Raw genomic sequence first — 24,352 nt, forward strand, 5'->3', positions numbered from 1 at the left:
CCTGGGGAATTCCTGACCCACACTTACCGTTTGTGTGATTTCAGGAGGCCCCTATGCCCTACAGCAACCGAAGCGACTTGCCCGACAGCGTTCAACACGTTCTTCCCGCCCACGCACAAGACATCTATAAAGAGGCATTTAACAGCGCATGGGATCAGTATAAGCATAAAGAGGACCGAAGAGATGACGCCAGTCGTGAAGAGACGGCTCACCGCGTGGCCTGGGCTGCAGTGAAAAATGATTATGAAAAGGGCGATGACGATAAGTGGCATAAAAAGAAATAAGCCGCTTAGTCCATTCTCGACTTATTTTATGCAAAAAATTGCGCTTCATTGAGCCTCTGTTGTCTTGCTATCGGCCCGTTCATTGCATATTGTCTGTGGAAGCTGGATACTATTTCAGCAATTCAAAGGGAAACCAGTCGTAGCAGGGAAGAGAGCAGTGGTGGAGGTTAAAAGTGTTAACGCGTGATTTCTTGCTGAAAGCCGATTGCAAGACGGCCTTTGGTGCAATCGAGGAATCGCTACTCTGGTCGCCGGAACAACGCGCAGCTTCGCTTGCCGCGACGTTAGCTTGTCGACCGGATGCTGGCCCTGTATGGATATTTGGTTACGGTTCACTGATGTGGAACCCGGCGCTGGATTATAGTGAATCCTGTACCGGCACGCTCGTCGGCTGGCACCGTGCCTTCTGTTTACGCCTGACGGCAGGGCGCGGCAGTGCCTGTCAGCCAGGTCGCATGCTTGCCCTAAAAGAGGGCGGACGCACCACGGGAGTGGCTTATCGCCTGCGCGATTGCGCACTGGAAGATGAGCTGTCGCTGTTGTGGAAGCGCGAAATGATCACCGGCTGCTATCTGCCAACCTGGTGCAAACTGGAACTCGACGATGGCCGCACGGTGAACGCACTGGTGTTTATCATGGATCCGCGTCATCCGCTGTATGAGTCCGATACCAGCGTGCAGGTGATTGCGCCATTGATTGCTGCTGCCAGCGGGCCGCTCGGTACCAACGCACAATACCTTTTCTCGCTCGAACAGGAACTGCTGAAACTCGGTATGCAGGACGAGTGCTTAAATGAGCTGGTGGGAAAAGTCCGTTATCTGCTGAACGGTGAAAACTTACCGCGCACGGCGTGACGCGCTCACAGAAAAAAGCCCGAGTTCAAACTTCGGGCTTTTTGCTTTCAGGCAGAATGAAATTTAAATGCGGAAATGGCCTGCTGTCGTCGCCAGGTCGCCCGCCTGACTTTGCAATGCGCCCGCAGCGGCCGCGGATTCCACGACCAATTCAGCATTCTGCTGCACCATTCGGTCGAGATGAATGACCGCATGGTTAATTTCCTGAATCCCTTGCATCTGTTCGCTGCTGGCGATGCTGATTTCGCGGATGATCCCCGACACACTGCCGATGTTGGATACAATTTCCTGCATGCTTTCCCCGGCCAGACGAACATAGTGCGAGCCGTTCGCCACGCTTTCGGTGGTGGAATCAATCAACGTTTTGATCTCTTTTGCCGCCTGCGCGCTGCGGCTGGCAAGATTGCGCACTTCGCCTGCGACCACGGCAAATCCACGCCCTTGTTCACCTGCGCGAGCGGCTTCAACGGAGGCGTTCAGTGCCAGAATATTGGTCTGGAAAGCGATCCCGTCGATGACACTTGTGATATCACCGATTTTTGCCGACGCGGTTTCGATGGCCTGCATGGTGTCGATGGCGCTGGACACGACGCTACCCCCTTTTGACGCCACTTTGGTCGCTTTCTCCGCCTGTGCGCTGGCGGCACTCGCGGATTCTGTTGATTGAGACACAGAAGCGGTTATCTGCTCCACGGCACTGGCGGTTTCACGCAGGCTGGAGGCGGCCTGTTCGGTGCGTGCCGACAGATCACGGTTGCCCGCTGCAATTTCCTGGGCGGCGGTTTGCACCGAAGAAGTGGCGTCACGTAGCTGGAGCATTACCTGTGCCAGCTTATCGGCGAACAGGTTAAAGGCGTGAGCGATTTGTGCCACTTCATCTTTACCGTTTTCCGGCAGACGTTGGGAAAGGTCGTTGGTCCCATTACCGATAGCTAACATGGCATCACGAATGGTAAGCAGGCGTTTAAGCATCGCGGCCACCAACAGATGCACGACGCCACCACCGACCAGCACAAGGACGATAAAGGCAATCGCTGAGGCTTTCAGCAGGGCGTTCATACCTGATGTCGCATCGTGGCGATCGAGTGCCACTACTAACAACCAATGCGTGCCCTGAACCGGGATCGCAGAGAATATTTTGTCGCTGCCACCGAGCGTGCCCTGAAGCGTATCGCCTGCGGTCAGCGCTTTTAAATTCACGCCTGAAATCGCTTCATTAAAGGGTTTCAGGGTCAGCGCCGGATCGCTCGCCGCGATGACGCTGCCGTCACTGTTGAGGAGCAGGCCACTGCTGGCAGGCGTCGGGTGTATTTCGCGCACATTGGCGACCACGCTGTCCATCGTTACGTCACCGGCAACTACGGCTTTCAATGTACCGTTGTCTTTCACCGGAACCGCAAAGGTGACGACCAATTTCCCGGTTCCCGCATCGACGTATGGTGCGGTTACCACCGGAGCGTCGTCGTGCAGCACTTGTTGATACCACGGACGAAGGGTCGGGTCATAGTCCGCAGGCACGCCGGTTGGGTCAGAGAATTTCGCGGTTTTGCTGGCGTAGCCGACATACACATTACTGAAGCCGCCTGCGCGAGCCATTTGCAAGAACTGTGGAACCGGATCATCGCTGAGCGCGACTTTATCGAGTGAGGCGATCATGGTCATTTTACTGCTGACCCAATCGGCGATCGCCATGCCGTGGCTGGTGCGAGTGCTGACCAGCATTTCTTGCTGGGCTTGCGTGTTATCGCGACGAGTGACCTGATAGTTGATGATGGTATTCAAAAGAAGCGCAACCGCCAGACATCCGGCGGTTGCAGCGATGATGCGCGTACGAATGGAACGAAACATATTATATTCCTGCTGTGTTGTTTGGCTTGCATATCGGCAACCCAGGCAGGAACTTGATGCTGTAACCGGGAACATAAGAAAAAACACTTTATTAACGCTTTTGGACTCAAAACGTTAATACTTTGTCTGCGTCGAGTGTCCACTGCGCCAGCTCAACCAGCGTGCCGACTTCCACGCCATCAGCGAGCGGAAGGGCGGTAATCCCCCTGCCATCGGTGCAGGTTTTGCACAATTTTACTGGCACATTCTGAGCAGTGAGAATTTCCAGCATTTGCTGAATGTTATAGCCCTCGGCGGGTTTTTGCCCACGCAGTCCGGCAGTCACCGCATCCGACATCAGGAACACTTTTAGCTCAATCGGTTGCTGGTCCTGCAGCGCAATCGCCAGACGCAGACTGTTAAATAAAGATTCGCTGCCGTACGCCGCGCCGTTGGCGATTATCACAATACGTTGCATGTTCACTCCTGAAATAGCGTTTGAATCGCCGATGCTACTTCGCTGCGGGCGGGCTGCCAATCGTTTCAGGCACACGGAATGATCTGGCGCAGGTCTATTGCCCGAAGCGACCAATCAACCCGGCGGCGGCGAGCTGGTGGCCTTTGAGTTTTTCAAACAGTGTTTCGCGCGTTAATCCCGCAGGTAACGTAGGCGGCAGCGATGTCGCAATCAACGTAAACGTATAATGATGCGCCCCCGAACCGGGCGGCGGGCAGGGGCCGTACCAGCTTGACGTACCCGGGGTATTTTTGCCTCCGGTGAAGTCTATCGTGTGCTTCAGCGCATCCGGACCAAACCCGGTGGAGGCCGGAGAGATGTTGTACGCCACAAGATGTGTGACGCCGAGACCTTTATTGCCTTCCGGGTCGTGAACTATCAGCGCCAGACTTTGGGTTTGCGGCGGGACATTACTCCATACCAGTGGTGGAGAGCTATTTTTCCCGGTGCAGTTGGCATTCTTCGGGTCGTTTCCTGCGTATGCGCTATCGAGCATCGCATTATCGGTAAAGGCAGGCGACTGCAGAATAAACAGGTTGTCCGCATAAGCTGAACCCATACTGCCAAACAGTGTCGCGCAGGCGATAAGGTGAGGAAGGGATTTCATAAGCGCATCTCACGCAAGGAAGGTGGTTTAACTGTAGCCAATGTTTAAGGATCTTCCTGAAAATCCCCCGAAGGCTGAAAGCGATGGCTAAAAACGTTAAAATAGAAGAACGCGTCGTCCGGCGCCGCTGATTAACTGAGGGATCTTGCTGCGTTTTGAGGTATTTGCTGTCACGCCAATGTTTACCGCTGTTGTTACTCTTGCCACTGGCAGGAGGTATTGCAGCTACCCGCCAGACCTTCATCGAACAAGCCGAAAATCCTTTCGACGATAGCACTCCCGCGTTGCCGGATTTAGGCATGCCTGCGGATAATCATGATAGCGAAAAGCATCTTGCCGAAATGGTCAAAGCCTTTGGTGAGGCCAGCATGCAGGACAACGGTCTGGACACGAGCGATCAGGCCCGTCTTTTTGCCATCGAAAAACTCAGTCATCAACTTAATAGTGAAGTGAATCAGCAACTGGATTACTGGCTCTCTCCTTGGGGCAATGCGTCGGCAGAACTTTTGGTGAACAGCGAAGGGAAATTTACCGGCAGTCACGGTAGTTGGTTCGTACCTTTGGCAGATAATGACCGCTATTTAACGTGGGGTCAGGTCGGCGCGACCGAACAAGATGACGGACTGGTCACGAATCTCGGCGTGGGGCAACGCTGGATTGCGGGCGATTGGTTGCTGGGTTACAACGCTTTTTATGACTCGGTGTTGAGAGAGCATCTCAAGCGTGGCGGTTTTGGCGCGGAAGCCTGGGGCGAATATTTGCGTCTTTCGACAAACTACTATCAGCCTTTAGGCAGTTGGCGCGACGACAGCGACACTGAGCAAAGCCGCATGGCGCGCGGGTATGATTTTACGGCTCAGGCACGGCTGCCGTTTTATCGTTATATCAACACCAGCGTCAGTTTTGAGCAGTATTTTGGTGACAGCGTTGACCTGTTCCATACCGGGACCGGATATCACAATCCGATAGCGGTCTCGCTTGGACTCGATTATACGCCAGTGCCGCTAGTGACAATTTCCGCTGAGCATAAGCAGGGCGAAAGTGGCGTCAGCCAGAATAATCTCGGCATGAAACTGAATTACCGTTTTGGTGTGCCGCTGAAGAAACAGCTTGAATCAAGCGAAGTGGCAGCCTTTACATCATTACGCGGCAGTCGTTATGACAGCCCGGAACGCAGTAACTTGCCAATTGTGGAATATCGTCAGCGCAAAACGCTTTCAGTATTCCTTGCGACGCCGCCGTGGGATTTACAGCCTGGTGAAACCGTATCGTTGAAATTGCAGGTTCGCAGCCGTTTCAAAATTAAAGCGCTGACATGGCAAGGGGATTCACAGGCCTTGAGTTTGACGCCTCCGGTGAATCACAGCAGCGTTGATGGCTGGACGGTGATCATGCCTGCCTGGGATTACAGTGACGGAGCGCAGAATCGCTGGCATCTGCTGGTGGTGGTTGAAGATGAGAAAGGGCAGCGCGTGTCGTCGAACGAAATTACGCTTGCGCTGACGGAGCCGCTGGTCACATTCCCGGCGGCGACGTCAGATGCGCTGTTAATGCCTTAGAAAATACGTTCCTGATGCACCCAGACCGCCGCTTCAACGCGGGATTTTAGCTTCATCTTTTTCAGCATATGCTTCACGTGAACTTTCACGGTGCTTTCGGTGATATCCAGGCGGCGAGCGATCATTTTGTTCGGCAAGCCTTGTGCAATCAGCTTGAGAATGTCGCGTTCGCGCGGGGTTAACTGATTAATATCACGATCAGACGTAGCGCGGTTGGCGCGAAGACTCGCCGCGAGCACAGGCGTCAGCGCTTCACTCAATACCATTTCCCCGGCAGCGGCCTGATGCAGCGCTTTCAGCAACTCTTCCGGCTCCATATCTTTCAGCAGATAACCATCTGCTCCGCGTTTCAGCGCCGTCACCACATCTTCTTCGTGATTAGAGACGCTGAACACCACCACCCGGCCAGAGAGCGATTTCTCACGCAGCTTGTCGAGGGTTTCAAGGCCATTCATGCCAGGCATATTCAAATCGAGCAGGATCAGATCCGGGTCGAGGGTTTCAGCCAGCTCAATACCTTGTTCACCATTGCTGGCTTCGCCGATCACCTGTAGATCGGGAGCCATGCTGATTAACTGCCTGACGCCCGTGCGCAGCATCGGATGATCGTCAATTAACAGGATGGTAGCCCGTTCCTGATTACTCATGAATTTCTCCTTGCGGTTGTGAAAGCGGTTTTTCGGGAATAAAAGAAACAACAACTTCAGTGCCACCTGTTTCACGGCGTCTGACCTGGCAATCGCCACGCAGGCTTTGCGCACGGTCGCGCATGATGATTAAGCCGTAGTGATTATTGCGCTCTGCATGGTCCGGAACGCCGCGGCCATTGTCGGCCACGATAAGTCGCACCTGATTGTTGTTGTGGGTCACCGACACGGTGACTTCCGTCGCTTCAGAATGTTTAAGCGCATTGCTCAATGCTTCACGGGCAATCTGTAATGCATGGATAGCCTGATGAGAAGGAACAAAGCGCGGAGGCAACTGATAATCCAGTTGCACCGTAAAGCCAAAACGGGAGCTGTACTCTTCACAGCTGGATTCCAGCGCCGGACGCAATCCCGCTTCGGTTAATTGTAGACGGAAGGTGGTCAGCAGCTCGCGCAACTGCGCCCAGGACGTGTTCAGTTCATTTCGCATCTGGCTTAACAACTGACGGCTTTCGTCGGATAAATCTGCGCCCTGCATTTGCAGGCAGCTAACCTGCATCTTCATACAAGAAAGCGACTGGGCGATGGAGTCGTGTAACTCGCGGGCGATGGTGGCACGTTCTTCCATCACAATCAGCTGATGCTGACGTTCTTGCTGTCTGTCGAGAGCCAGCGTCGCGGTGAGCTGTTCAACCAGCGTATCAACTAATTGCTGTTGATCATGGCTCAGATGACGGCCGGCAGGCAGCGTCGCCAGCAGAATACCGTATTGATTATGGGCATCGGTTAACCGCCATTTCAGCGTAATACCGCCGCCGGGCAGGGCAGGAAGATTACGCGGGCAGAGATAGCAGCCTTTATCATCGCAATCGAGCGCGGAGTAGCAGCGAAACTCTTGATGATTTTCCTCATCTTCCATGTCATAGACCCGCACCTCGATATCACGCAGCAGCGTCAAACCTTGAAGACCATTCAACACCGGGGAAATTCGTTCACAAAGCGGGGCCTGAGAATGTAAACGGCGATTGGCCTGCCAGAGAAACGCCAGGATTTCGTTTTTCTGTTCGAGATTGGCGGTTTTTTCCTGTACCCGTTGTTCCAGTACGGCGTAACTTTCTGCCAGCTCTTTCGACATATTGTTCAGCGCCATGCCGAGGGTCGCCATCTCATTGCGGCCGCTGATTTTGGCGTGTTTGCTGAAATCACGCTGACTGACAGCCCGCGCCATGCTGAGTAACTGCTCCCAAGGATGGAGTAAACGAGCCCGCAGCCAAACGACAGTAAACAGCAGTAACAGTGCCATAAATGCCGCCATCATGCGGTGTACCCACACCACATGCTGAATGCGTTTCTCAGTGGTATGGTCGAAAGATGTCACCAACTGGTCGATACGATTCACAAAGCCGGCTACTTCCCCGGCAACCTGTTCCTGGCTGCTGGCTTGTTTCATGCTCGGCGCTAATTCGGATTGCCAGTATCGCTGTAACGCTTGTAACTGCTGCTGTTGACTGTCGCGACGCGCGGCTTCAATTAACTCCGGGCTGGTCACCGTCTTATTCATGTCATCGAATAATTTCTGGTCGTAAGCATGCAACGGAATCGCCGCCAGCAAGCGATAGCTCTGCATACGCAGCGAGCCTGCTTCATTAATAGCGTGTGCGCTACCTTGTACGCCGTGAACCAGACGCGCAGAAATCGCCATGCCCGTCACACCAATAGCAGTGGACAGCAGTACAATCAGCGCCAGTTGATTGACCAGCGTAAGCGGAGTAAAAAGACGTTTGAACATCGACAGCATGGCTCCTGACCTGGGTTTCATCCGGGAAGGTGGCTCATTCTCGGATATCACCTGGAGTATACCCATACCCCCAAAGGATTACCCCTTAATTGCCACTGGTGGCAGGCAAGGGAGAAGGAAGGGGTAATCCTCGCTAAGTGATGTGAAAAACCACAGTTTTTTGGTTGATTGACTCTACTCACTAAGGATGACACCCGTTTTCCACGTCAGAATATGTTCCCTTTTCCTTTGATTTATATCAACTTACCTTGGCCCGTAAACCCTAATGTGGCGGCAAATAACTCCATCATTTGAGGTTTATATGAGTCAAACTTCCGCTTCGGAAAAGGAAAAAGGCGCTGTCATCACCGACTGGCGTCCTGAAGACCCGGCCTTCTGGCAAACCCGTGGCCATCGTGTTGCCAGCCGTAACCTGTGGATTTCCGTCCCTTGTCTGCTGCTCGCGTTCTGTGTCTGGATGCTGTTCAGTGCGGTGGCTGTAAACCTCAATAAAGTCGGTTTCAACTTCTCGACCGATCAGCTGTTTATGCTGACGGCGTTACCTGCACTTTCTGGCGCGTTGCTGCGTGTTCCGTATGCCTTCATGGTGCCAGTGTTCGGCGGTCGTCGTTGGACGGCGTTCAGCACCGGGATCATGATTATCCCATGCGTATGGCTGGGCTTTGCGGTGCAGGATCCGACCACACCGTTTAGCGTATTCATGATTATCGCGCTGCTGTGCGGTTTTGCCGGTGCGAACTTTGCCTCAAGTATGGCAAACATCAGCTTCTTCTTCCCGAAAGCGAAGCAGGGCGGTGCACTGGGTCTGAACGGCGGTCTGGGCAACATGGGCGTGAGCGTGATGCAGTTGGTCGCACCGCTGGTGATTTCCCTTTCTATCTTCGCTATCTTTGGCGGCACAGGCGTTGCACAACCGGACGGTTCTTCACTGTTCCTTGAAAACGCTGCGTGGATTTGGGTGCCATTCCTGATTATTTTCACCCTTGCAGCCTGGTTTGGCATGAACGATCTGAGCGCCTCTAAAGCGTCTCTGAAAGAGCAGTTGCCCGTTCTGAAGCGTGGTCACCTGTGGATCATGGCGGTGCTGTATCTGGCAACGTTTGGTTCGTTCATCGGCTTCTCTGCTGGTTTTGCGATGCTGTCCAAAACGCAGTTCCCTGACGTGAATATCCTGAAGTTCGCTTTCTTCGGTCCATTCGTGGGTGCACTGGCGCGTTCACTGGGCGGTGGTATTTCTGACCGTCTGGGCGGGACGCGTGTCACGCTGATTAACTTCATCGCGATGGCTGTTTTCTCTGCGCTGCTGTTCCTGACGCTGCCTGTTGATGGCCAGGGCGGCAACTTCGTAGCCTTCTTCGCAGTGTTCATGGGTCTGTTCCTGACAGCCGGTCTGGGTAGTGCTTCGACCTTCCAGATGATCTCCGTTATCTTCCGTAAGCTGACGATGGATCGCGTGAAAGCGCAGGGCGGCACCGAAGAAGTGGCATTGCGTGAAGCGGCGACAGATACCGCAGCGGCGCTGGGCTTTATTTCTGCTATCGGCGCTATCGGTGGATTCTTCATCCCGAAATCATTTGGTATCTCGCTGGAAATGACCGGTTCTCCTGCGGGCGCCATGAAAGTGTTCCTCGTGTTCTATATTGCCTGCGTGTTGATCACGTGGGTGGTGTACGGGCGTAAAACAAAAAAATAAGCGTTACTTTTTGATTATCATGGCGCGAGAGATCGCGCCATTTTTTTATCCCTAATTAGTTACAACATACTAATTATATTCCCCACCGCACCCCGCTTTGGCATTCGCACAACAACGGCGCGGGAGCAGAAGTCTACCCCTTAATACCTCGTTACATGTTGGTTGTGCGGTAAATGTCTGACAATCGTCATTAAATCAAATAAAAACAGCAAGTTATAAAATGCATTTAATTACCCCTTTGGTGGTATTTGTTGTTTCGAGCTTCGTTGTTAACAAAACCCGCCTTGATCGTCATCAATTCCCACGGCCTTTCAGAGGGTTACTTTCGCTGCAATTGTTGCAATGTCGATTTATCAGAGAGCCGACAGGCTCCAAACAGGAGAAACCCGATGAGCAAATTTCTGGACCGGTTTCGCTACTTCAAGCAGAAGGGCGAAACCTTTGCCGATGGGCACGGTCAGCTTCTGGAAACTAACCGGGACTGGGAAGATGGATACCGTCAACGCTGGCAGCATGACAAAGTGGTGCGTTCAACCCACGGCGTAAACTGCACTGGTTCATGTAGCTGGAAGATCTACGTTAAAAACGGTCTGGTTACCTGGGAAACCCAGCAGACTGACTATCCGCGTACCCGTCCGGATATGCCAAACCACGAACCGCGCGGCTGCCCACGTGGCGCCAGCTACTCCTGGTATCTCTACAGCGCTAACCGTTTGAAATATCCGTTGATGCGTAAACGCCTGATGAAAATGTGGCGTGAAGCGAAAGTACAGCATCCGGATCCGGTGAATGCCTGGGCTTCAATTATTGAAGATTCCGACAAAGCCAAAAGCTTCAAACAGGCTCGTGGACGCGGTGGTTTTGTGCGTTCTTCCTGGCAGGAAGTGAATGAGCTGATTGCGGCATCCAACGTCTATACCGTCAAAACCTACGGTCCTGACCGCGTCGCTGGCTTCTCGCCGATCCCGGCGATGTCGATGGTCTCCTACGCTGCAGGCGCGCGTTACCTCTCTCTCATCGGCGGAACCTGTCTGAGCTTCTACGACTGGTACTGTGATTTACCGCCAGCGTCTCCGCAGACCTGGGGTGAGCAGACTGATGTTCCTGAATCCGCCGACTGGTATAACTCTTCGTACATCATTGCCTGGGGTTCTAACGTTCCACAGACCCGTACCCCGGATGCTCACTTCTTCACCGAAGTGCGTTACAAAGGCACCAAAACTGTCGCTGTAACCCCTGACTATGCCGAAATCGCCAAGCTGTGCGATTTGTGGCTGGCACCGAAACAGGGCACAGATGCCGCAATGGCGCTGGCGATGGGCCACGTCATGCTGCGTGAATTCCACCTCGATAAGCCGAGCCAGTACTTCACCGACTACGTGCGTCGTTATACCGACATGCCAATGCTGGTGGCGCTGGAAGAGCGTGACGGTTACTACGCTGCGGGCCGTATGCTGCGTGCATCCGACCTGGTGGACAATCTGGGCCAGGAAGCGAATCCAGAATGGAAAACCGTTGCCTTTGATGAAAGCGGCGAAATCACCGTGCCAAACGGCTCGATCGGTTTCCGCTGGGGCGATAAAGGCAAGTGGAACCTCGAACAGCGTGACGGCAAGAGCGGCGAAGATGTTCAGCTGCGCCTCAGCATGCTGGGTAGCCATGATGACATCGCAGAGGTCGGTTTCCCGTACTTCGGCGGCGATGGCACCGAACACTTCACCAGCGTCGAGCTGGAAAATATTCTGCTGCACAAACTGCCGGTGAAACGCCTGCAGATGGCTGATGGCACCACGCAACTGGTGACCACCGTTTATGACCTGACCATGGCGAACTACGGCCTGGAACGCGGTCTGAACGATGAAAACTGTGCCAACAGCTACGACGATATCAAAGCGTATACCCCGGCGTGGGCAGAGAAGATCACGGGGGTTTCACGCGCACAGATCATCCGTACTGCACGTGAGTTCGCGGATAACGCCGATAAGACGCACGGTCGTTCGATGGTTATCGTCGGCGCGGGCCTGAACCACTGGTATCACCTCGATATGAACTATCGCGGTATTATCAACATGCTGATCTTCTGCGGCTGTGTAGGCCAGAGCGGCGGCGGCTGGGCGCACTATGTGGGCCAGGAAAAACTGCGTCCGCAGACTGGCTGGACACCGCTGGCGTTTGCGCTGGACTGGAACCGTCCACCGCGTCACATGAACAGCACCTCTTATTTCTATAACCACTCCAGCCAGTGGCGTTATGAAACGCTGACTGCGCAGGAACTGCTGTCGCCAATGGCGGATAAATCCCGCTACAGCGGTCATCTGGTCGATTTCAACGTGCGTGCTGAACGCATGGGCTGGTTACCGTCTGCACCGCAGCTCGGCACTAACCCGCTGACCATTAAAGCGGAAGCCGAAAAAGCCGGCATGTCGCCTGTGGATTACACCGTCAAGTCTCTGAAAGACGGTTCGATGCATTTCGCCTCCGAGCGTCCGGACAACGGCAAAAACCACCCGCGTAACATGTTCATCTGGCGTTCAAACCTGCTGGGCTCCTCCGGTAAAGGCCACGAATACATGCTGAAATACCTGCTGGGTACTGAACATGGTATTCAGGGGAAAGATCTGGGCGTGCAGGGCGGTTTGAAACCGGAAGAAGTGGAATGGGTAGATAACGGCCTCGACGGTAAACTGGATCTGGTGGTCACGCTGGACTTCCGTTTGTCGAGCACCTGCCTGTTCTCCGATATCGTGCTGCCAACCGCGACCTGGTACGAAAAAGACGACATGAATACCTCGGATATGCATCCGTTTATTCACCCGTTGTCTGCGGCTGTTGATCCTGCATGGGAATCGAAAAGCGACTGGGATATCTACAAAGACATCGCGAAGAAATTCTCCGAAGTTTGTGTCGGTCATTTGGGTCAGGAAACTGACGTTGTTACGATGCCAATCCAGCACGACTCCCCGGCAGAAATGGCGCAGGCGCTGGACGTTAAGGACTGGAAAAAAGGCGAATGCGACCTGATCCCAGGCAAAACCGCACCGCACATCATGACGGTGGAACGCGATTATCCGGCGACCTATGAACGCTTCACTTCTGTTGGTCCGCTGCTTGAGAAAATCGGCAACGGCGGGAAAGGCATTGCCTGGAACACCGACAGCGAAGTCGAGCTGCTGCGTAAGCTGAACTACACCAAAGCAGATGGCCCGGCGAAAGGCCAGCCGATGATCAACACTGCGATTGATGCGGCAGAAATGATCCTGACTCTGGCTCCGGAAACCAACGGCCAGGTGTCAGTGAAAGCCTGGGCGGCGCTGAGTGAATTTACCGGTCGTGACCACACACATCTGGCACTGAACAAAGAAGACGAAAAAATTCGCTTCCGTGATATTCAGGCGCAGCCGCGCAAAATCATCTCCAGCCCGACCTGGTCTGGCCTTGAAGATGAACACGTCTCTTATAACGCGGGTTACACCAACGTTCACGAGCTGATCCCATGGCGTACGCTGTCCGGTCGTCAGCAGTTGTACCAGGATCACCAGTGGATGCGTGATTTCGGCGAAAGCCTGCTGGTGTACCGTCCACCGATTGACACCCGTTCGGTGAAAGCGGTGATGGGTCAGAAGCCAAACGGCAACCCTGAAAAGGCGTTGAACTTCCTGACACCGCACCAGAAATGGGGCATTCACTCGACCTACAGCGACAACCTGTTGATGCTGACGCTGTCACGCGGTGGTCCGATTGTGTGGATGAGTGAAGCGGATGCGAAAGAACTGGGCATTGAAGATAACGACTGGATTGAAGCGTTCAACAGCAACGGTTCTCTGACGGCGCGTGCGGTTGTGAGCCAGCGTGTTCCGGCGGGGATGACCATGATGTATCACGCTCAGGAACGTATCGTGAACATTCCGGGGTCTGAAATTACCAGTCAGCGCGGGGGGATCCATAACTCCGTGACACGTATCAGCCCGAAACCGACTCACATGATTGGCGGCTACGCGCAGCTGGCGTACAGCTTTAACTACTACGGCACCGTGGGTTCTAACCGCGATGAGTTCGTGGTGGTGCGTAAGATGAAGAACATTGACTGGTTAGACGGCGAAGGTAATGACCAGGTACAGGAGAGCGTAAAATGAAAATTCGTTCACAAGTCGGCATGGTGCTGAATCTCGACAAATGCATCGGCTGTCATACCTGCTCAGTCACCTGTAAAAACGTCTGGACCAGCCGTGAAGGCGTGGAGTACGCGTGGTTCAACAACGTGGAAACCAAGCCGGGTGTTGGCTTCCCTAACGACTGGGAAAACCAGGAGAAGTGGAAGGGCGGTTGGATCCGCAAAATCAACGGCAAGCTGGTCCCACGCATGGGTAACAAAGCGATGCTGCTGGGTAAAATCTTCGCCAACCCACATCTGCCGGGTATTGATGATTATTACGAACCGTTTGATTTTGACTACCAGACGCTGCACAAAGCCGGTGAAAGCAAACACCAGCCGATTGCGCGCCCGCGTTCTCTGATTACCGGTCAGCGTATGGATAAAATCACCTCCGGTCCGAACTGGGAAGATGATTTAGGCGGCGAGTTCTCGAAGCTGTCCCGTGACAAAAACTTCGAAAACATCCAGAAGGAAATGTACGGGCAGTTCGAAAACACCTTCATGATGTACATGCCGCGCCTGTGCGAACACTGTCTGAACCCGGCCTGTGTCGCTACTTGCCCGAGCGGTGCGATTTACAAGCGCGAAGAAGACGGCATTGTGCTGATCGACCAGGACAAATGTCGTGGCTGGCGTATGTGCATCACCGGTTGCCCGTACAAAAAAATCTACTTCAACTGGAAGAGCGGCAAATCCGAGAAGTGCATTTTCTGTTACCCGCGTATCGAAGCCGGTCAGCCGACCGTGTGCTCCGAAACCTGTGTGGGCCGTATTCGCTACCTCGGCGTGCTGCTGTATGACGCAGACGCTATCGAGCAAGCGGCGAGCACTGAGAGCGAGAAAGATCTGTACCAGCGTCAACTGGATGTGTTCCTCGATCCGAACGACCCGAAAGTGATTGAACAAGCGCTGAAAGATGGCATTCCGCAGAGCGTGATTGACGCCGCGCAGCAGTCGCCAGTCTACAAAATGGCGATGGACTGGAAGTTGGCGCTGCCGCTGCACCCGGAATATCGCACGTTGCCGATGGTCTGGTATGTGCCGCCTCTGTCCCCAATCCAATCAGCGGCGGATGCCGGTGAGATTGGCAGTAACGGCATTCTGCCGGACGTCGATAGTCTGCGTATTCCCGTGCAGTATCTGGCGAACATGCTGACCGCAGGTGACACCGCACCCGTATTGCGCGCCCTGAAACGCATGCTGGCGATGCGTCACTACAAGCGTGCCGAAACCGTTGACGGTGTGAACGACACCAGCGCACTGGAAGAAGTGGGCTTGAGTGAAGCGCAGGCGCAGGAAATGTACCGCTATCTGGCGATTGCGAACTACGAAGACCGTTTCGTCGTACCAAGCAGTCACCGTGAACTGGCGCGTGACGCATTCCCTGAGAAAAGCGGTTGTGGCTTCAGCTTCGGCGATGGCTGCCGTGGTTCCGACAGCGACTTCAACCTGTTCAACAGCCGTCGCATTGACGCTATCGATGTGACCAGCAAAACGGAGCGTCGGTCATGAAAGAACTGATGATTATCTCCCGTTTGTTGGAATACCCGGATGCTGCCCTGTGGCAGCATCAGCAGGAAGTTCACGATGCGCTGGTGGAATCGGATGTACTGACCAAAGAGGGCGCACAGTCACTGTGCGTGTTCGTTCGCGACCTGACGCTGAAAGATGTGCTGGATGTGCAGGCGGATTACAGCGAACTGTTCGACCGCGGTCGTGCTACCTCATTACTGCTGTTTGAACACGTGCACGGTGAATCCCGTGACCGTGGTCAGGCGATGGTTGATTTGATGGCCCAATATGAGCGTCACGGCTTAGAACTCGACAGCCGTGAGCTGCCGGATCATTTGCCGCTGTATCTGGAATATCTGGCGCAGCTGCCTTGCGAAGAAGCGATGGGCGGTTTGCAGGATATCGCCCCGATTCTTGCGCTCCTGAAGGCGCGTCTGCAACAGCGTGAAAGTCATTACGCGGTGTTGTTTGATGTGCTGCTGAACCTTGCCAGTACCGAAGTTGACAGCGATAAAATGGCTGAAAAAATTGCCGACGAAGCCCGCGATGATACGCCGCAGGCGCTGGATGCGGTTTGGGAAGAAGAGCAGGTGAAATTCTTCGCTGACCCTGGATGCGCTGAGTCGGATATTGCCGCCCATCAGCGTCGTTTTGCCGGTGCCGTTGCGCCGCAGTATCTGAATATTTCTACTGGAGGGGAGCGCTAATGCAATTCCTGAATATGTTCTTCTTTGACATCTACCCGTATATTGCTGGCGCTGTTTTCCTGGTCGGCAGTTGGTTGCGCTATGACTACGGGCAGTACACCTGGCGTGCGGGTTCAAGCCAAATGCTGGACAAGAAAGGCATGAACCTGGCGTCGAACCTGTTCCACCTTGGGATCCTCGGCGTGTTTGCCGGTCACTTCCTCGGAATGCTGACCCCGCACTGGATGTACGAATCGTTCCTGCCGCTGGAAGTAAAACAGAAAATGGCGATGATCGGCGGCGGTGCTGCCGGTCTGATGTGCCTGGTTGGTGGCGTGCTGCTGCTGAAACGCCGTCTGTTCAACCCGCGCGTACGTGCGACCACAACGGGTGCTGATATTCTGGTGCTGTCTGTACTGGTCATTCAGTGTGCGTTGGGTCTGCTGACCATTCCGTTCTCTGCTCAGCATATGGATGGCAGCGAAATGATGAAACTGGTCGGTTGGGCGCAGTCTGTTGTGACTTTCCACGGCGGTGCGTCAGCGCATCTCGACGGCGTAGCGTTCATCTTCCGTATTCACCTCGTGCTCGGCATGACGCTGTTCCTGCTGTTCCCGTTCTCGCGCCTGGTCCACATCTGGAGCGTGCCGGTGGAATACCTGACACGTAAATACCAGATTGTTCGCGCGCGTCGCTAACGCTCGCCCATTCTGACCAAGGCCCTGCTGATGCGGGGCTTTTTTTTGTATTTGGCATTGAGGATCGCCCGGTGGCGGCTGCGCCTGACTGAGCCTACGCAGGCGTATTTGTGAGTTGCTGTTGTAGCCTCGGTAAGCGAAGCGCCAGCGGGGAAGCAATCGCTCGAGACGCAGCTTGGTCGACGCTTCTCATCCTTCCCGTTACGGAGGATTAAGTGACTCTGAAGGTCGATTTGGCTTAGATGCGTTATAGAATGATGGTGGCGGGGGAAGGATTACTCGGCGCAAGCGCCTCGCCCTTCGGGTCGTTGCCTGCGGCAACGCTTTCTCGCTGCGCTCGAATCGAACCTTAATCGAAGCTTCTCATCCTTCCCTGTGCGGAATGATAAGTGACGGCAGTGCTGAATTTTTTTGGTGCTTCATAAGAGATGGTGGCGGGGGAAGGATTCGAACCTTCGAAGTCGATGACGGCAGATTTACAGTCTGCTCCCTTTGGCCGCTCGGGAACCCCGCCAGGGGTAGGTACTGATTGAGCGTGGTATTGCTAATGTGTTGCTTAATGGTGGCGGGGGAAGGATTATTCGTCGCTTCACTCCTCACCCTTCGGGCCGTTGCCTTTGGCAACGTTCTCTCGCTTACGCTCGAGTCGAACCTTGTCGAAGGTTCTCACCCTTCCCGATAAACGCACACATCAACGTGTTCATCGTATTTGCCACTTAGCAGTGGTGAAGAGTGGTGGCGGGGGAAGGATTCGAACCTTCGAAGTCGATGACGACAGATTTACAGTCTGCTCCCTTTGGCCGCTCGGGAACCCCGCCAGGGGTAATACATAACGCTATGGTTTTTCATTAGCAGGAAGGATTATTCGGAACTTACGTTCCTCACCCTTCGGGCCGTTACCTGCGGTAACGTTCTCTCGCTAAAGCTCGAGTCGAACCTTAAAGTCGATGACGGCAGATTTGCAGTCAGCTCCCTTATGATCGCTCGGGAACCCCGCCAGGGGTAATGCTTTTACTAGCCTGCTCCCTTTTGGGAAGCGGGGCGCATCATATCAAATGACGCGCCCCTGTAAAGACTTCCTTTCAGGAAAATGAACCGTTTGCGTACTTTTTACCCGTAACGTTTAAAAGGGCTGCAATGGTTATTCACCTTACAGAATAATTGTCCGATTACCGTATACAAACACGCGCTGCGCGAGCACCTGGTACAGTGCGCGGCTGAGAACATTTTTCTCAACGTCACGACCGGCACGCATCATGTCTTCTGCTGTGTAGGTGTGATCGACATGAATAACGTCCTGCATGATGATTGGGCCTTCATCCAGATTGTCATTCACATAGTGCGCGGTTGCGCCGATGATTTTGACACCACGATCATATGCCTGCTGATACGGACGTGCGCCGATGAACGCTGGCAGGAACGAGTGGTGAATATTGATGATTTTGTTCGGGAAGCGGGATACAAACTCAGGGGTAAGCACGCGCATGTATTTTGCCAGCACCACGTAATCCGGCTGGTATGCGTCGATCGCGTCAGCCATCAGCGCATCATGCTCTTCGCGGGTATGACCTTCGTGACTGACCAGTTCAAACGGTACGTCAAATTTCTCAACCAGTGAGCGTAGCGTGTCGTGATTACCGATAACGGCGGCGATTTCAATATCTAGGCCACCGTAATTGGCTTTCATTAACAGGTCACCTAAACAGTGCGCTTCTTTGGTGACCAGAATCACCACGCGGCGACGGCCAGCAGGCGTCAGCTCGCGTATGGAGCCTTCAGGCAATGCGCCATCAAGATCGGCCAACAGCGTCGAATCATTGAAAATACCCTCAAGCTCGGTACGCATGAAAAAACGGCCGGTACGATGATCAACAAACTCGTTGTTCTGCACGATATTCAGTTCGTGCTTGTAGCAAATATTGGTAATACGTGCGATCAACCCTTTTTGATCCGGGCAGATGGTACGCAACACTTTACGTTGTAATGAGTGCATTGCGGGGGAAATCCTGTTGAGGTGTTTGCTGTTTCTGTGTGGCGGCGTGACTAACCGCAGCACTTTTTAAATTTTTTACCTGAGCCGCAAGGGCAGGGGTCGTTACGGCCAATTAATGGACGTGTACCATCAATATAATACCATTGTCCATTTTCTTTTAAGAATCTTGAACGCTCAATCAGGGCGCTACTCTTGTTATGTTCACAAAAGCGAGCCACAAAACTGACGAAGCCTTCATCCGGGCTCTTGCCATCATCGGCAGCGAAAATTGTCAGGCCGAGCCATTCGGTTGTGGCAAAACTTTTTTCCAAATCTGAGCGAAACGTCTGAGGTTGGCAGGACGGATGCCAGGTTTTGATCAGATAATCTGTGTCCTTCATCACAAAGGCGCAATAGCGCGAACGCATGAGCTGTGATGGCGTTGGCGCAAGCTCGGAACCAGACAGATAACGCTGGCAACATAGGCTATACTCCTGAGCGCTGCCGCAGGGGCAAAGTGAATGCATAAATGCCTCCCCGAAGGTCTTTAAAGAAGGGCGCAACTGCGCCGGCCGCGATTATGTTAACTGAGCAGTGGCAATGTTGCTACGTTGGGAATGGAGTTCAGTACCACCCGCAATGAGAAAGCTTAAAATTGGTTTAGCCCTGGGGTCAGGCGCGGCGCGAGGATGGTCACACATCGGCGTCATTAAAGCGCTACAGAAGATGGGCATTGAGATTGATATCGTGGCAGGGTGTTCCATTGGTTCGCTGGTGGGCGCAGCATATGCGTGTGACCGATTACCCGTTCTGGAAAAATGGGTCTGCTCATTCAATTCGTGGGACGTTTTACGTCTGATGGATCTCTCCTGGCGACGCGGCGGATTGCTGCGCGGGGAGCGCGTATTCAACCATTTCCGCCATCTCATTCCTGTTGAAAACATCGAGTCCTGCGAGCGACGCTTTGCGACGGTCGCCACTAATCTCAGTACTGGCCGCGAGTTATGGTTCACGGAAGGTGATCTCCATCAAGCCGTGCGCGCATCCTGTAGTATTCCCGGTTTAATGTCGCCCGTCATGCACAATGGCTATTGGCTTGTGGATGGCGCCGTCGTGAACCCGGTACCGGTTTCGCTCACACGTGCGCTCGGCGCAGATATTGTGATTGCAGTTGATTTACAGCATGACGCGCATTTAATGCAGCAAGACTTAATGTCCGTGAACCTTCGGTCCGATCCGCAGTCTTTAGAAAATGATGAGCCGCTTAGCTGGCACGATCGTTTTCGTGCAAGGCTTGGACGTATGACATCGCGCCGGACGGCTATTACCCCCACGGCGATGGAGATCATGACGACCTCTATTCAGGTACTGGAAAACCGATTGAAGCGCAACCGGATGGCAGGCGATCCGCCCGATATTCTGTTGCAACCTTTTTGCCCACAGATCTCTACGCTCGATTTCCACCGTGCGTCAGCGGCTATCGCCGCAGGACAGTTATCGGTTGAGAAAAAAATGGACGAACTTTTACCGTTAGTCCGCAGCCAGGGTTAGGGCATTTTTCGATTACTTCAGCAAAATCTGACAGGCGATAGCACGAATAGCGTGCCACTATGTACTTATCGTTTGCCAGGGGAGATATCATGACGCAGCCATTGGCGGGAAAAAAGATTCTCATCGTCGAGGACGAACCCGTTTTCCGCTCACTGTTAGATTCGTGGTTTTCATCGCTTGGTGCACAAACGGTCCTGGCTGATGATGGCGTGGATGCCCTGGAAAAAATGGCAGCATTCGCACCTGATCTTATGATTTGTGATATCGCCATGCCGCGCATGAATGGCCTTAAGTTGGTTGAGTCTCTGCGCAACAGTGGAAATCAGATGCCCATTCTGGTTATCTCAGCAACCGAAAATATGGCAGATATTGCTAAAGCGCTCCGATTGGGGGTACAGGATGTCCTGCTTAAACCGGTCAAAGATCTCAATCGCCTGCGTGAAACCGTTTTTGCCTGCCTCTATCCCAATATGTTCAACTCTCGCGTTGAAGAAGAAGAGCGCTTATTTGAAGACTGGGATGCGCTGGTCAGTAATCCTCCTGCTGCGGCCAAATTATTACAAGAGCTTCAACCTCCGGTACAACAAGTTATTTCTCATTGTCGGATCCATTATCGTCAACTGGTATCGGCAGACAATCCCGGGCTAGTGCTCGATATAGCACCACTTTCAGACAAAGATTTGGCCTTTTATTGTTTAGATGTGACGCGAGCGGGCGATAATGGGGTTTTAGCCGCACTTTTATTGCGTGCTTTATTTAACAGTTTGTTGCAAGAACAACTCGCGCATGAAGGTCAGCGTCTTCCTGAATTAGGCAGTTTGCTAAAACAGGTCAATCAATTGTTACGCCAGGCCAATTTGCCCGGACAGTTTCCGCTGCTGGTAGGGTATTACCATAGCGGAATTAAAAACCTTATCCTCGTGTCTGCCGGACTTAACGGAACGCTTAACACCGGGGAGCATCAAATACAAATCAGTAATGGTGTCCCATTAGGGACCCTGGGTAATGCCTATTTAAATCAAATCAGCCAACGTTGCGAATCCTGGCAGTGTCAAATTTGGGGCACGGGTGGACGCTTACGCTTAATGTTGTCTGCAGAATGAACAATTGGTCTTAATGATGGGATATTGCTTTCCCGGCTTTCAGACTGTGGTGGTACTATCGGCAGGATTTTTACGTAAAATCCTAATTCAAGGTTAACGTGTCCTTTTCAGACCAGGTTGAGCAAGCGGTGCTGATATACTCAACACGTTATTAATTAACGAGCACGTTCAAAAGTTGAACAGTTCAGGAGATTTCAATGGCTGCATTAAATTCGAAAGTCACTAAGGCCGTAATCCCGGTAGCGGGATTGGGTACCAGGATGTTGCCCGCCACTAAAGCGATTCCTAAGGAAATGCTGCCGCTGGTCGACAAGCCATTAATTCAGTATGTTGTGAATGAATGTATTGCTGCAGGCATTACTGAAATTGTATTGGTGACCCATTCATCAAAAAACTCCATCGAAAACCACTTCGATACCAGTTTTGAGCTTGAAGCGATGCTGGAAAAACGCGTTAAGCGCCAGCTTCTGGAAGAAGTTCAGTCTATTTGCCCACCGCACGTGACGATTATGCAAGTCCGTCAGGGTCTGGCAAAAGGTCTTGGTCATGCAGTATTGTGCGCACACCCGGTTGTTGGTGATGAGCCGGTAGCCGTTATTCTGCCTGACGTGATCCTGGACGAATATGAATCCGATTTGTCGTGTGAAAACCTGGCAGAAATGATTAAGCGTTTTGATGAAACAGGTGCCAGCCAGATCATGGTTGAACCGGTTGAAGACGTAACCGCATATGGCGTGGTTGACTGCAAAGGTGAAACCCTGAATGCAGGTGACAGCGTGCCAATGGTTGGTGTGGTTGAGAAACCTAAGGCGAATGCCGCACCGTCTAACCTGGCTGTTGTGGGCCGCTATGTGCTGAGCGCTGAAATCTGGCCACTGCTGGCTAAGACGCCTCCGGGTGCCGGAGATGAGATCCAGCTGACTGACGCAATCGACATGCTGATCGAAAAAGAAACAGTTGAAGCTTACCATATGACCGGTAAGAGCCACGATTGTGGTAATAAACTGGGTTATATGCGTGCGTTTGTTGAATATGGCATCCGTCATAATTCCCTGGGTGCTGATTTTAAAGCCTGGCTGGAAGAAACAGTAGGCGTGAACAAGTAATTCGTTTACCTGCTGCGTAACTAACCGGGGCTCTGTACTGACCCCGGTTTTTTATTGCCTGCGGTAGGGGAGGTATTAAATCCGGCAGCCGCTGAAATTGGAGCTCGATTTCAGGATAAAAAAAATCCCGCGAGGCGGGATTTTTCAAATGTATAACCGATCAAGAAAGATTAGAGCAAGAAATCGTCCAGTGATTTGCCTTGTTCGTCCATTGCTTTTTTGATGATTGCTGGAGTACGGCCTTGGCCAGTCCAGGTTTTAGTTTCGCCGTTTTCATCGACATAGCTATATTTAGCCGGGCGAGCTGCACGCTTAGCTTTAGCACCTGATTTGCTTGCAGCAGCAATGCTGTTCAGCAGTTCATTTGGGTCAATGCCATCAGCGATCAGCATTTCACGATACTGTTGCAGTTTACGAGTGCGTTCTTCAACTTCAGCCGCTGCCGCATTTTCTTCTTCGCGACGTTCGTTAACAACAACTTCTAATTTTTCCAGCATTTCTTCGAGCGTTTCCAGAGTGCATTCTCTTGCCTGCGCACGAAGAGTACGGATGTTGTTCAAAATTTTAAGTGCTTCGCTCATTGTCGTATTCTCAAACTTATATTGTGGGGTGGTTTGTTGAGCTAATAATAGAGCCTTAATTTCAGATGTGCAATAGGGTGGATTGTAAGGAAGTCAAAATATCGCGTTAATTACCGATAATAATAAATGGGTAAAGTTAAATTTTACGCGTTAGTTCACATCCTGTGTGCTTATTGTTGTGCCACGACCGTAAGAACACCCTTACAAAGTATGCCCTTTTTGATGCATATCCATGGGTATATATCTGAGTAAACCAAATATCAGACATTCGTATTAGTGTGACAGAAGGGTAAAAAACTCTCTCTGTTCATTAGAATTTGAATCATCACAGCACTAAACGCTTATGCAGCCTGAGGCGCATTTTAAGGTTGAAAGCTCAGGTTAGTCTTAGGAAAAGGGCGAGGGTATAAACGTATCCGTTTGTAATTATAGATAAGTAGAACTTAATATTTCATCAAGGAGAGAAAGGCGCAATGCCTTTCCTGGGGGCTGAAATTGGCAGAGGGTATGGTACAATTCGTGTCGTTAAATCACGATGACCAGGGTGATGCTGCGAATGGCACAACTTTATTTTTACTACTCTGCAATGAATGCAGGGAAGTCGACGGCTTTGTTACAGTCTTCCTACAATTATCAAGAACGTGGGATGCGAGCGGTAGTTTATACCGCAGAAATTGATGACAGATTTGGTGCAGGAAAAGTGAGTTCACGCATCGGCTTATCATCACCTGCCAAACTGTTTAATCAGCAGACCTCTCTGTTTGACGATATTGCCGCTGAGAACGCACGAGAGCCTGTTCACTGCGTTTTGGTTGATGAAAGCCAGTTCCTGACCCGCGACCAGGTTTACGCGCTGTCAGAGGTTGTGGACGAACTGGATATTCCGGTGTTGTGCTATGGCCTGCGCACTGATTTTCGCGGTGAGCTCTTTATCGGCAGCCAATATCTGCTGTCATGGTCCGATAAATTGGTTGAATTAAAAACGATCTGCTTCTGTGGGCGTAAGGCCAGCATGGTTCTTCGACTCGATCAGGAAGGCCGTCCGTATAATGAAGGTGAGCAGGTGGTTATCGGTGGTAATGAGCGATATGTTTCTGTCTGCCGTAAACATTATAAAGAAGCGCTGCAAATTGGCTCTTTGAGTGCTATCCAGCAACGCGTCAGAGGCAAGGTAGAAGAGTAACCTGTTGGTTTTGCTTCTTAC

20 protein-coding genes, 2 tRNA genes and 3 other RNA genes are annotated in these 24,352 nt (G+C 52.5%); 12 read left to right on the top strand and 13 right to left on the bottom strand.

Features of this window, described 5'->3' with window-relative positions:
* Positions 1-53 precede the first annotated feature (53 nt).
* A complete protein-coding gene (chaB, locus tag VH187_RS19435) occupies positions 54-284 on the top strand; it encodes a putative cation transport regulator ChaB (RefSeq protein WP_329703090.1) in 231 nt (76 codons plus the stop codon).
* Between the two features lie 173 nt (positions 285-457).
* Positions 458-1,138, top strand: coding sequence for a gamma-glutamylcyclotransferase (locus tag VH187_RS19440; protein WP_329703091.1), 681 nt, complete (start codon positions 458-460; stop codon positions 1,136-1,138).
* 63 nt (positions 1,139-1,201) lie between these two features.
* Here VH187_RS19440 and VH187_RS19445 read toward each other — a convergent pair whose 3' ends face one another.
* The 3 genes from VH187_RS19445 to VH187_RS19455 all read right to left on the bottom strand — a co-directional run bounded on the left by VH187_RS19445 (position 1,202) and on the right by VH187_RS19455 (position 4,089).
* Positions 1,202-2,986, bottom strand: a complete 1,785-nt coding sequence (locus VH187_RS19445) for a methyl-accepting chemotaxis protein (protein ID WP_329703092.1) — start codon at positions 2,984-2,986, stop codon at positions 1,202-1,204.
* 106 nt (positions 2,987-3,092) lie between these two features.
* The gene (locus VH187_RS19450) at positions 3,093-3,443 is read right to left on the bottom strand and encodes a DsrE/DsrF/TusD sulfur relay family protein (protein WP_329703093.1); all 351 of its coding nucleotides are present in this window, start codon (positions 3,441-3,443) and stop codon (positions 3,093-3,095) included.
* Positions 3,444-3,537: 94 nt separating this feature from the next.
* Complete coding sequence (locus VH187_RS19455; RefSeq protein ID WP_329703094.1) at positions 3,538-4,089, bottom strand: YbhB/YbcL family Raf kinase inhibitor-like protein; 552 nt, start codon at positions 4,087-4,089, stop codon at positions 3,538-3,540.
* Between the two features lie 164 nt (positions 4,090-4,253).
* Here VH187_RS19455 and VH187_RS19460 point away from each other — a divergent pair, with 164 nt between their 5' ends.
* Positions 4,254-5,648, top strand: a complete 1,395-nt coding sequence (locus VH187_RS19460; protein ID WP_414714005.1) for a YchO/YchP family invasin — start codon at positions 4,254-4,256, stop codon at positions 5,646-5,648.
* On the opposite strand, the gene narL is transcribed toward VH187_RS19460, so the two are convergent.
* Both narL and narX read right to left on the bottom strand, forming a co-directional pair.
* Positions 5,645-6,295, bottom strand: a complete 651-nt coding sequence (gene narL, locus VH187_RS19465) for a two-component system response regulator NarL (RefSeq protein WP_329703095.1) — start codon at positions 6,293-6,295, stop codon at positions 5,645-5,647. The genes VH187_RS19460 and narL overlap by 4 nt on opposite strands.
* The gene (narX, locus tag VH187_RS19470) at positions 6,288-8,084 is read right to left on the bottom strand and encodes a nitrate/nitrite two-component system sensor histidine kinase NarX (protein ID WP_329703096.1); all 1,797 of its coding nucleotides are present in this window, start codon (positions 8,082-8,084) and stop codon (positions 6,288-6,290) included. The genes narL and narX overlap by 8 nt, the downstream gene beginning before the upstream one ends.
* 310 nt (positions 8,085-8,394) lie before the next feature.
* Here narX and VH187_RS19475 point away from each other — a divergent pair, with 310 nt between their 5' ends.
* From VH187_RS19475 to narI, 5 genes are all read left to right on the top strand, one after another.
* A complete protein-coding gene (locus VH187_RS19475; RefSeq protein WP_329703097.1) occupies positions 8,395-9,786 on the top strand; it encodes a NarK family nitrate/nitrite MFS transporter in 1,392 nt (463 codons plus the stop codon).
* Between the two features lie 389 nt (positions 9,787-10,175).
* Complete coding sequence (locus VH187_RS19480; RefSeq protein WP_329703098.1) at positions 10,176-13,919, top strand: nitrate reductase subunit alpha; 3,744 nt, start codon at positions 10,176-10,178, stop codon at positions 13,917-13,919.
* Positions 13,916-15,451, top strand: a complete 1,536-nt coding sequence (gene narH / locus VH187_RS19485) for a nitrate reductase subunit beta (protein ID WP_329703099.1) — start codon at positions 13,916-13,918, stop codon at positions 15,449-15,451. Before VH187_RS19480 ends, narH begins: the two co-directional genes overlap by 4 nt.
* Positions 15,448-16,158, top strand: coding sequence for a nitrate reductase molybdenum cofactor assembly chaperone (gene narJ / locus VH187_RS19490; protein ID WP_329703100.1), 711 nt, complete (start codon positions 15,448-15,450; stop codon positions 16,156-16,158). The genes narH and narJ overlap by 4 nt, the downstream gene beginning before the upstream one ends.
* Positions 16,158-16,835 carry a respiratory nitrate reductase subunit gamma gene (gene narI / locus VH187_RS19495; protein ID WP_329703101.1) on the top strand — a complete coding sequence of 226 codons (678 nt, stop codon included), beginning with the start codon at positions 16,158-16,160 and terminating at the stop codon, positions 16,833-16,835. Before narJ ends, narI begins: the two co-directional genes overlap by 1 nt.
* Positions 16,836-17,093: 258 nt before the next feature.
* On the opposite strand, the gene VH187_RS19500 is transcribed toward narI, so the two are convergent.
* The 7 genes from VH187_RS19500 to VH187_RS19530 form a co-directional block, all read right to left on the bottom strand.
* Positions 17,094-17,223: non-coding RNA, RtT sRNA (locus VH187_RS19500), on the bottom strand.
* Positions 17,224-17,264: 41 nt separating this feature from the next.
* A tRNA-Tyr gene (locus tag VH187_RS19505) sits at positions 17,265-17,349 on the bottom strand.
* 46 nt (positions 17,350-17,395) lie between these two features.
* A non-coding RNA gene (locus VH187_RS19510) (RtT sRNA) lies at positions 17,396-17,526 on the bottom strand.
* Positions 17,527-17,568: 42 nt separating this feature from the next.
* Positions 17,569-17,653: transfer RNA gene (locus tag VH187_RS19515), tRNA-Tyr, on the bottom strand.
* A 26-nt stretch (positions 17,654-17,679) separates the two neighbouring features.
* A non-coding RNA gene (locus VH187_RS19520) (RtT sRNA) lies at positions 17,680-17,824 on the bottom strand.
* 161 nt (positions 17,825-17,985) lie between these two features.
* Positions 17,986-18,828 carry a formyltetrahydrofolate deformylase gene (purU, locus tag VH187_RS19525; RefSeq protein ID WP_329703102.1) on the bottom strand — a complete coding sequence of 281 codons (843 nt, stop codon included), beginning with the start codon at positions 18,826-18,828 and terminating at the stop codon, positions 17,986-17,988.
* A 50-nt stretch (positions 18,829-18,878) separates the two neighbouring features.
* Positions 18,879-19,334, bottom strand: coding sequence for a YchJ family protein (locus tag VH187_RS19530; protein ID WP_329703153.1), 456 nt, complete (start codon positions 19,332-19,334; stop codon positions 18,879-18,881).
* A gap of 112 nt (positions 19,335-19,446) precedes the next feature.
* Between VH187_RS19530 and rssA the strand changes: the two genes are divergently transcribed.
* From rssA to galU, 3 genes are all read left to right on the top strand, one after another.
* Complete coding sequence (gene rssA, locus VH187_RS19535) at positions 19,447-20,358, top strand: patatin-like phospholipase RssA (RefSeq protein ID WP_329703103.1); 912 nt, start codon at positions 19,447-19,449, stop codon at positions 20,356-20,358.
* A gap of 89 nt (positions 20,359-20,447) precedes the next feature.
* Positions 20,448-21,461: a two-component system response regulator RssB gene (gene rssB, locus VH187_RS19540; RefSeq protein ID WP_329703104.1), complete on the top strand. Its 1,014-nt coding sequence runs from the start codon at positions 20,448-20,450 to the stop codon at positions 21,459-21,461.
* A 197-nt stretch (positions 21,462-21,658) separates the two neighbouring features.
* Positions 21,659-22,567, top strand: a complete 909-nt coding sequence (gene galU, locus VH187_RS19545; RefSeq protein WP_329703105.1) for a UTP--glucose-1-phosphate uridylyltransferase GalU — start codon at positions 21,659-21,661, stop codon at positions 22,565-22,567.
* A 170-nt stretch (positions 22,568-22,737) separates the two neighbouring features.
* On the opposite strand, the gene hns is transcribed toward galU, so the two are convergent.
* Positions 22,738-23,148 (bottom strand): histone-like nucleoid-structuring protein H-NS, encoded by a 411-nt coding sequence (gene hns, locus VH187_RS19550; RefSeq protein WP_329703106.1) that lies wholly within the window; start codon positions 23,146-23,148, stop codon positions 22,738-22,740.
* Between the two features lie 556 nt (positions 23,149-23,704).
* Between hns and tdk the strand changes: the two genes are divergently transcribed.
* Entirely contained in the window at positions 23,705-24,331 is a 627-nt protein-coding gene (gene tdk / locus VH187_RS19555) for a thymidine kinase (RefSeq protein ID WP_329703107.1), read from the top strand.
* Positions 24,332-24,352: the final 21 nt, after the last annotated feature.

The organism is Scandinavium sp., from assembly GCF_036271055.1.
Taxonomy (GTDB): Bacteria; Pseudomonadota; Gammaproteobacteria; order Enterobacterales; family Enterobacteriaceae; genus Scandinavium.

What these genes read in the sequence shown, in the direction of transcription:
- rssA (WP_329703103.1), top strand. Translation starts at nt 19,447, where the DNA reads ATGAGAAAGCTTAAAATTGGTTTAGCCCTGGGGTCAGGCGCGGCGCGA.
- narL (WP_329703095.1), bottom strand. Translation starts at nt 6,295, where the DNA reads ATGAGTAATCAGGAACGGGCTACCATCCTGTTAATTGACGATCATCCG.
- narX (WP_329703096.1), bottom strand. Translation starts at nt 8,084, where the DNA reads ATGTTCAAACGTCTTTTTACTCCGCTTACGCTGGTCAATCAACTGGCG.
- hns (WP_329703106.1), bottom strand. Translation starts at nt 23,148, where the DNA reads ATGAGCGAAGCACTTAAAATTTTGAACAACATCCGTACTCTTCGTGCG.
- narH (WP_329703099.1), top strand. Translation starts at nt 13,916, where the DNA reads ATGAAAATTCGTTCACAAGTCGGCATGGTGCTGAATCTCGACAAATGC.
- purU (WP_329703102.1), bottom strand. Translation starts at nt 18,828, where the DNA reads ATGCACTCATTACAACGTAAAGTGTTGCGTACCATCTGCCCGGATCAA.
- narJ (WP_329703100.1), top strand. Translation starts at nt 15,448, where the DNA reads ATGAAAGAACTGATGATTATCTCCCGTTTGTTGGAATACCCGGATGCT.
- rssB (WP_329703104.1), top strand. Translation starts at nt 20,448, where the DNA reads ATGACGCAGCCATTGGCGGGAAAAAAGATTCTCATCGTCGAGGACGAA.
- galU (WP_329703105.1), top strand. Translation starts at nt 21,659, where the DNA reads ATGGCTGCATTAAATTCGAAAGTCACTAAGGCCGTAATCCCGGTAGCG.
- chaB (WP_329703090.1), top strand. Translation starts at nt 54, where the DNA reads ATGCCCTACAGCAACCGAAGCGACTTGCCCGACAGCGTTCAACACGTT.
- narI (WP_329703101.1), top strand. Translation starts at nt 16,158, where the DNA reads ATGCAATTCCTGAATATGTTCTTCTTTGACATCTACCCGTATATTGCT.
- VH187_RS19455 (WP_329703094.1), bottom strand. Translation starts at nt 4,089, where the DNA reads ATGAAATCCCTTCCTCACCTTATCGCCTGCGCGACACTGTTTGGCAGT.
- tdk (WP_329703107.1), top strand. Translation starts at nt 23,705, where the DNA reads ATGGCACAACTTTATTTTTACTACTCTGCAATGAATGCAGGGAAGTCG.
- VH187_RS19450 (WP_329703093.1), bottom strand. Translation starts at nt 3,443, where the DNA reads ATGCAACGTATTGTGATAATCGCCAACGGCGCGGCGTACGGCAGCGAA.
- VH187_RS19445 (WP_329703092.1), bottom strand. Translation starts at nt 2,986, where the DNA reads ATGTTTCGTTCCATTCGTACGCGCATCATCGCTGCAACCGCCGGATGT.
- VH187_RS19475 (WP_329703097.1), top strand. Translation starts at nt 8,395, where the DNA reads ATGAGTCAAACTTCCGCTTCGGAAAAGGAAAAAGGCGCTGTCATCACC.
- VH187_RS19480 (WP_329703098.1), top strand. Translation starts at nt 10,176, where the DNA reads ATGAGCAAATTTCTGGACCGGTTTCGCTACTTCAAGCAGAAGGGCGAA.
- VH187_RS19530 (WP_329703153.1), bottom strand. Translation starts at nt 19,334, where the DNA reads ATGCATTCACTTTGCCCCTGCGGCAGCGCTCAGGAGTATAGCCTATGT.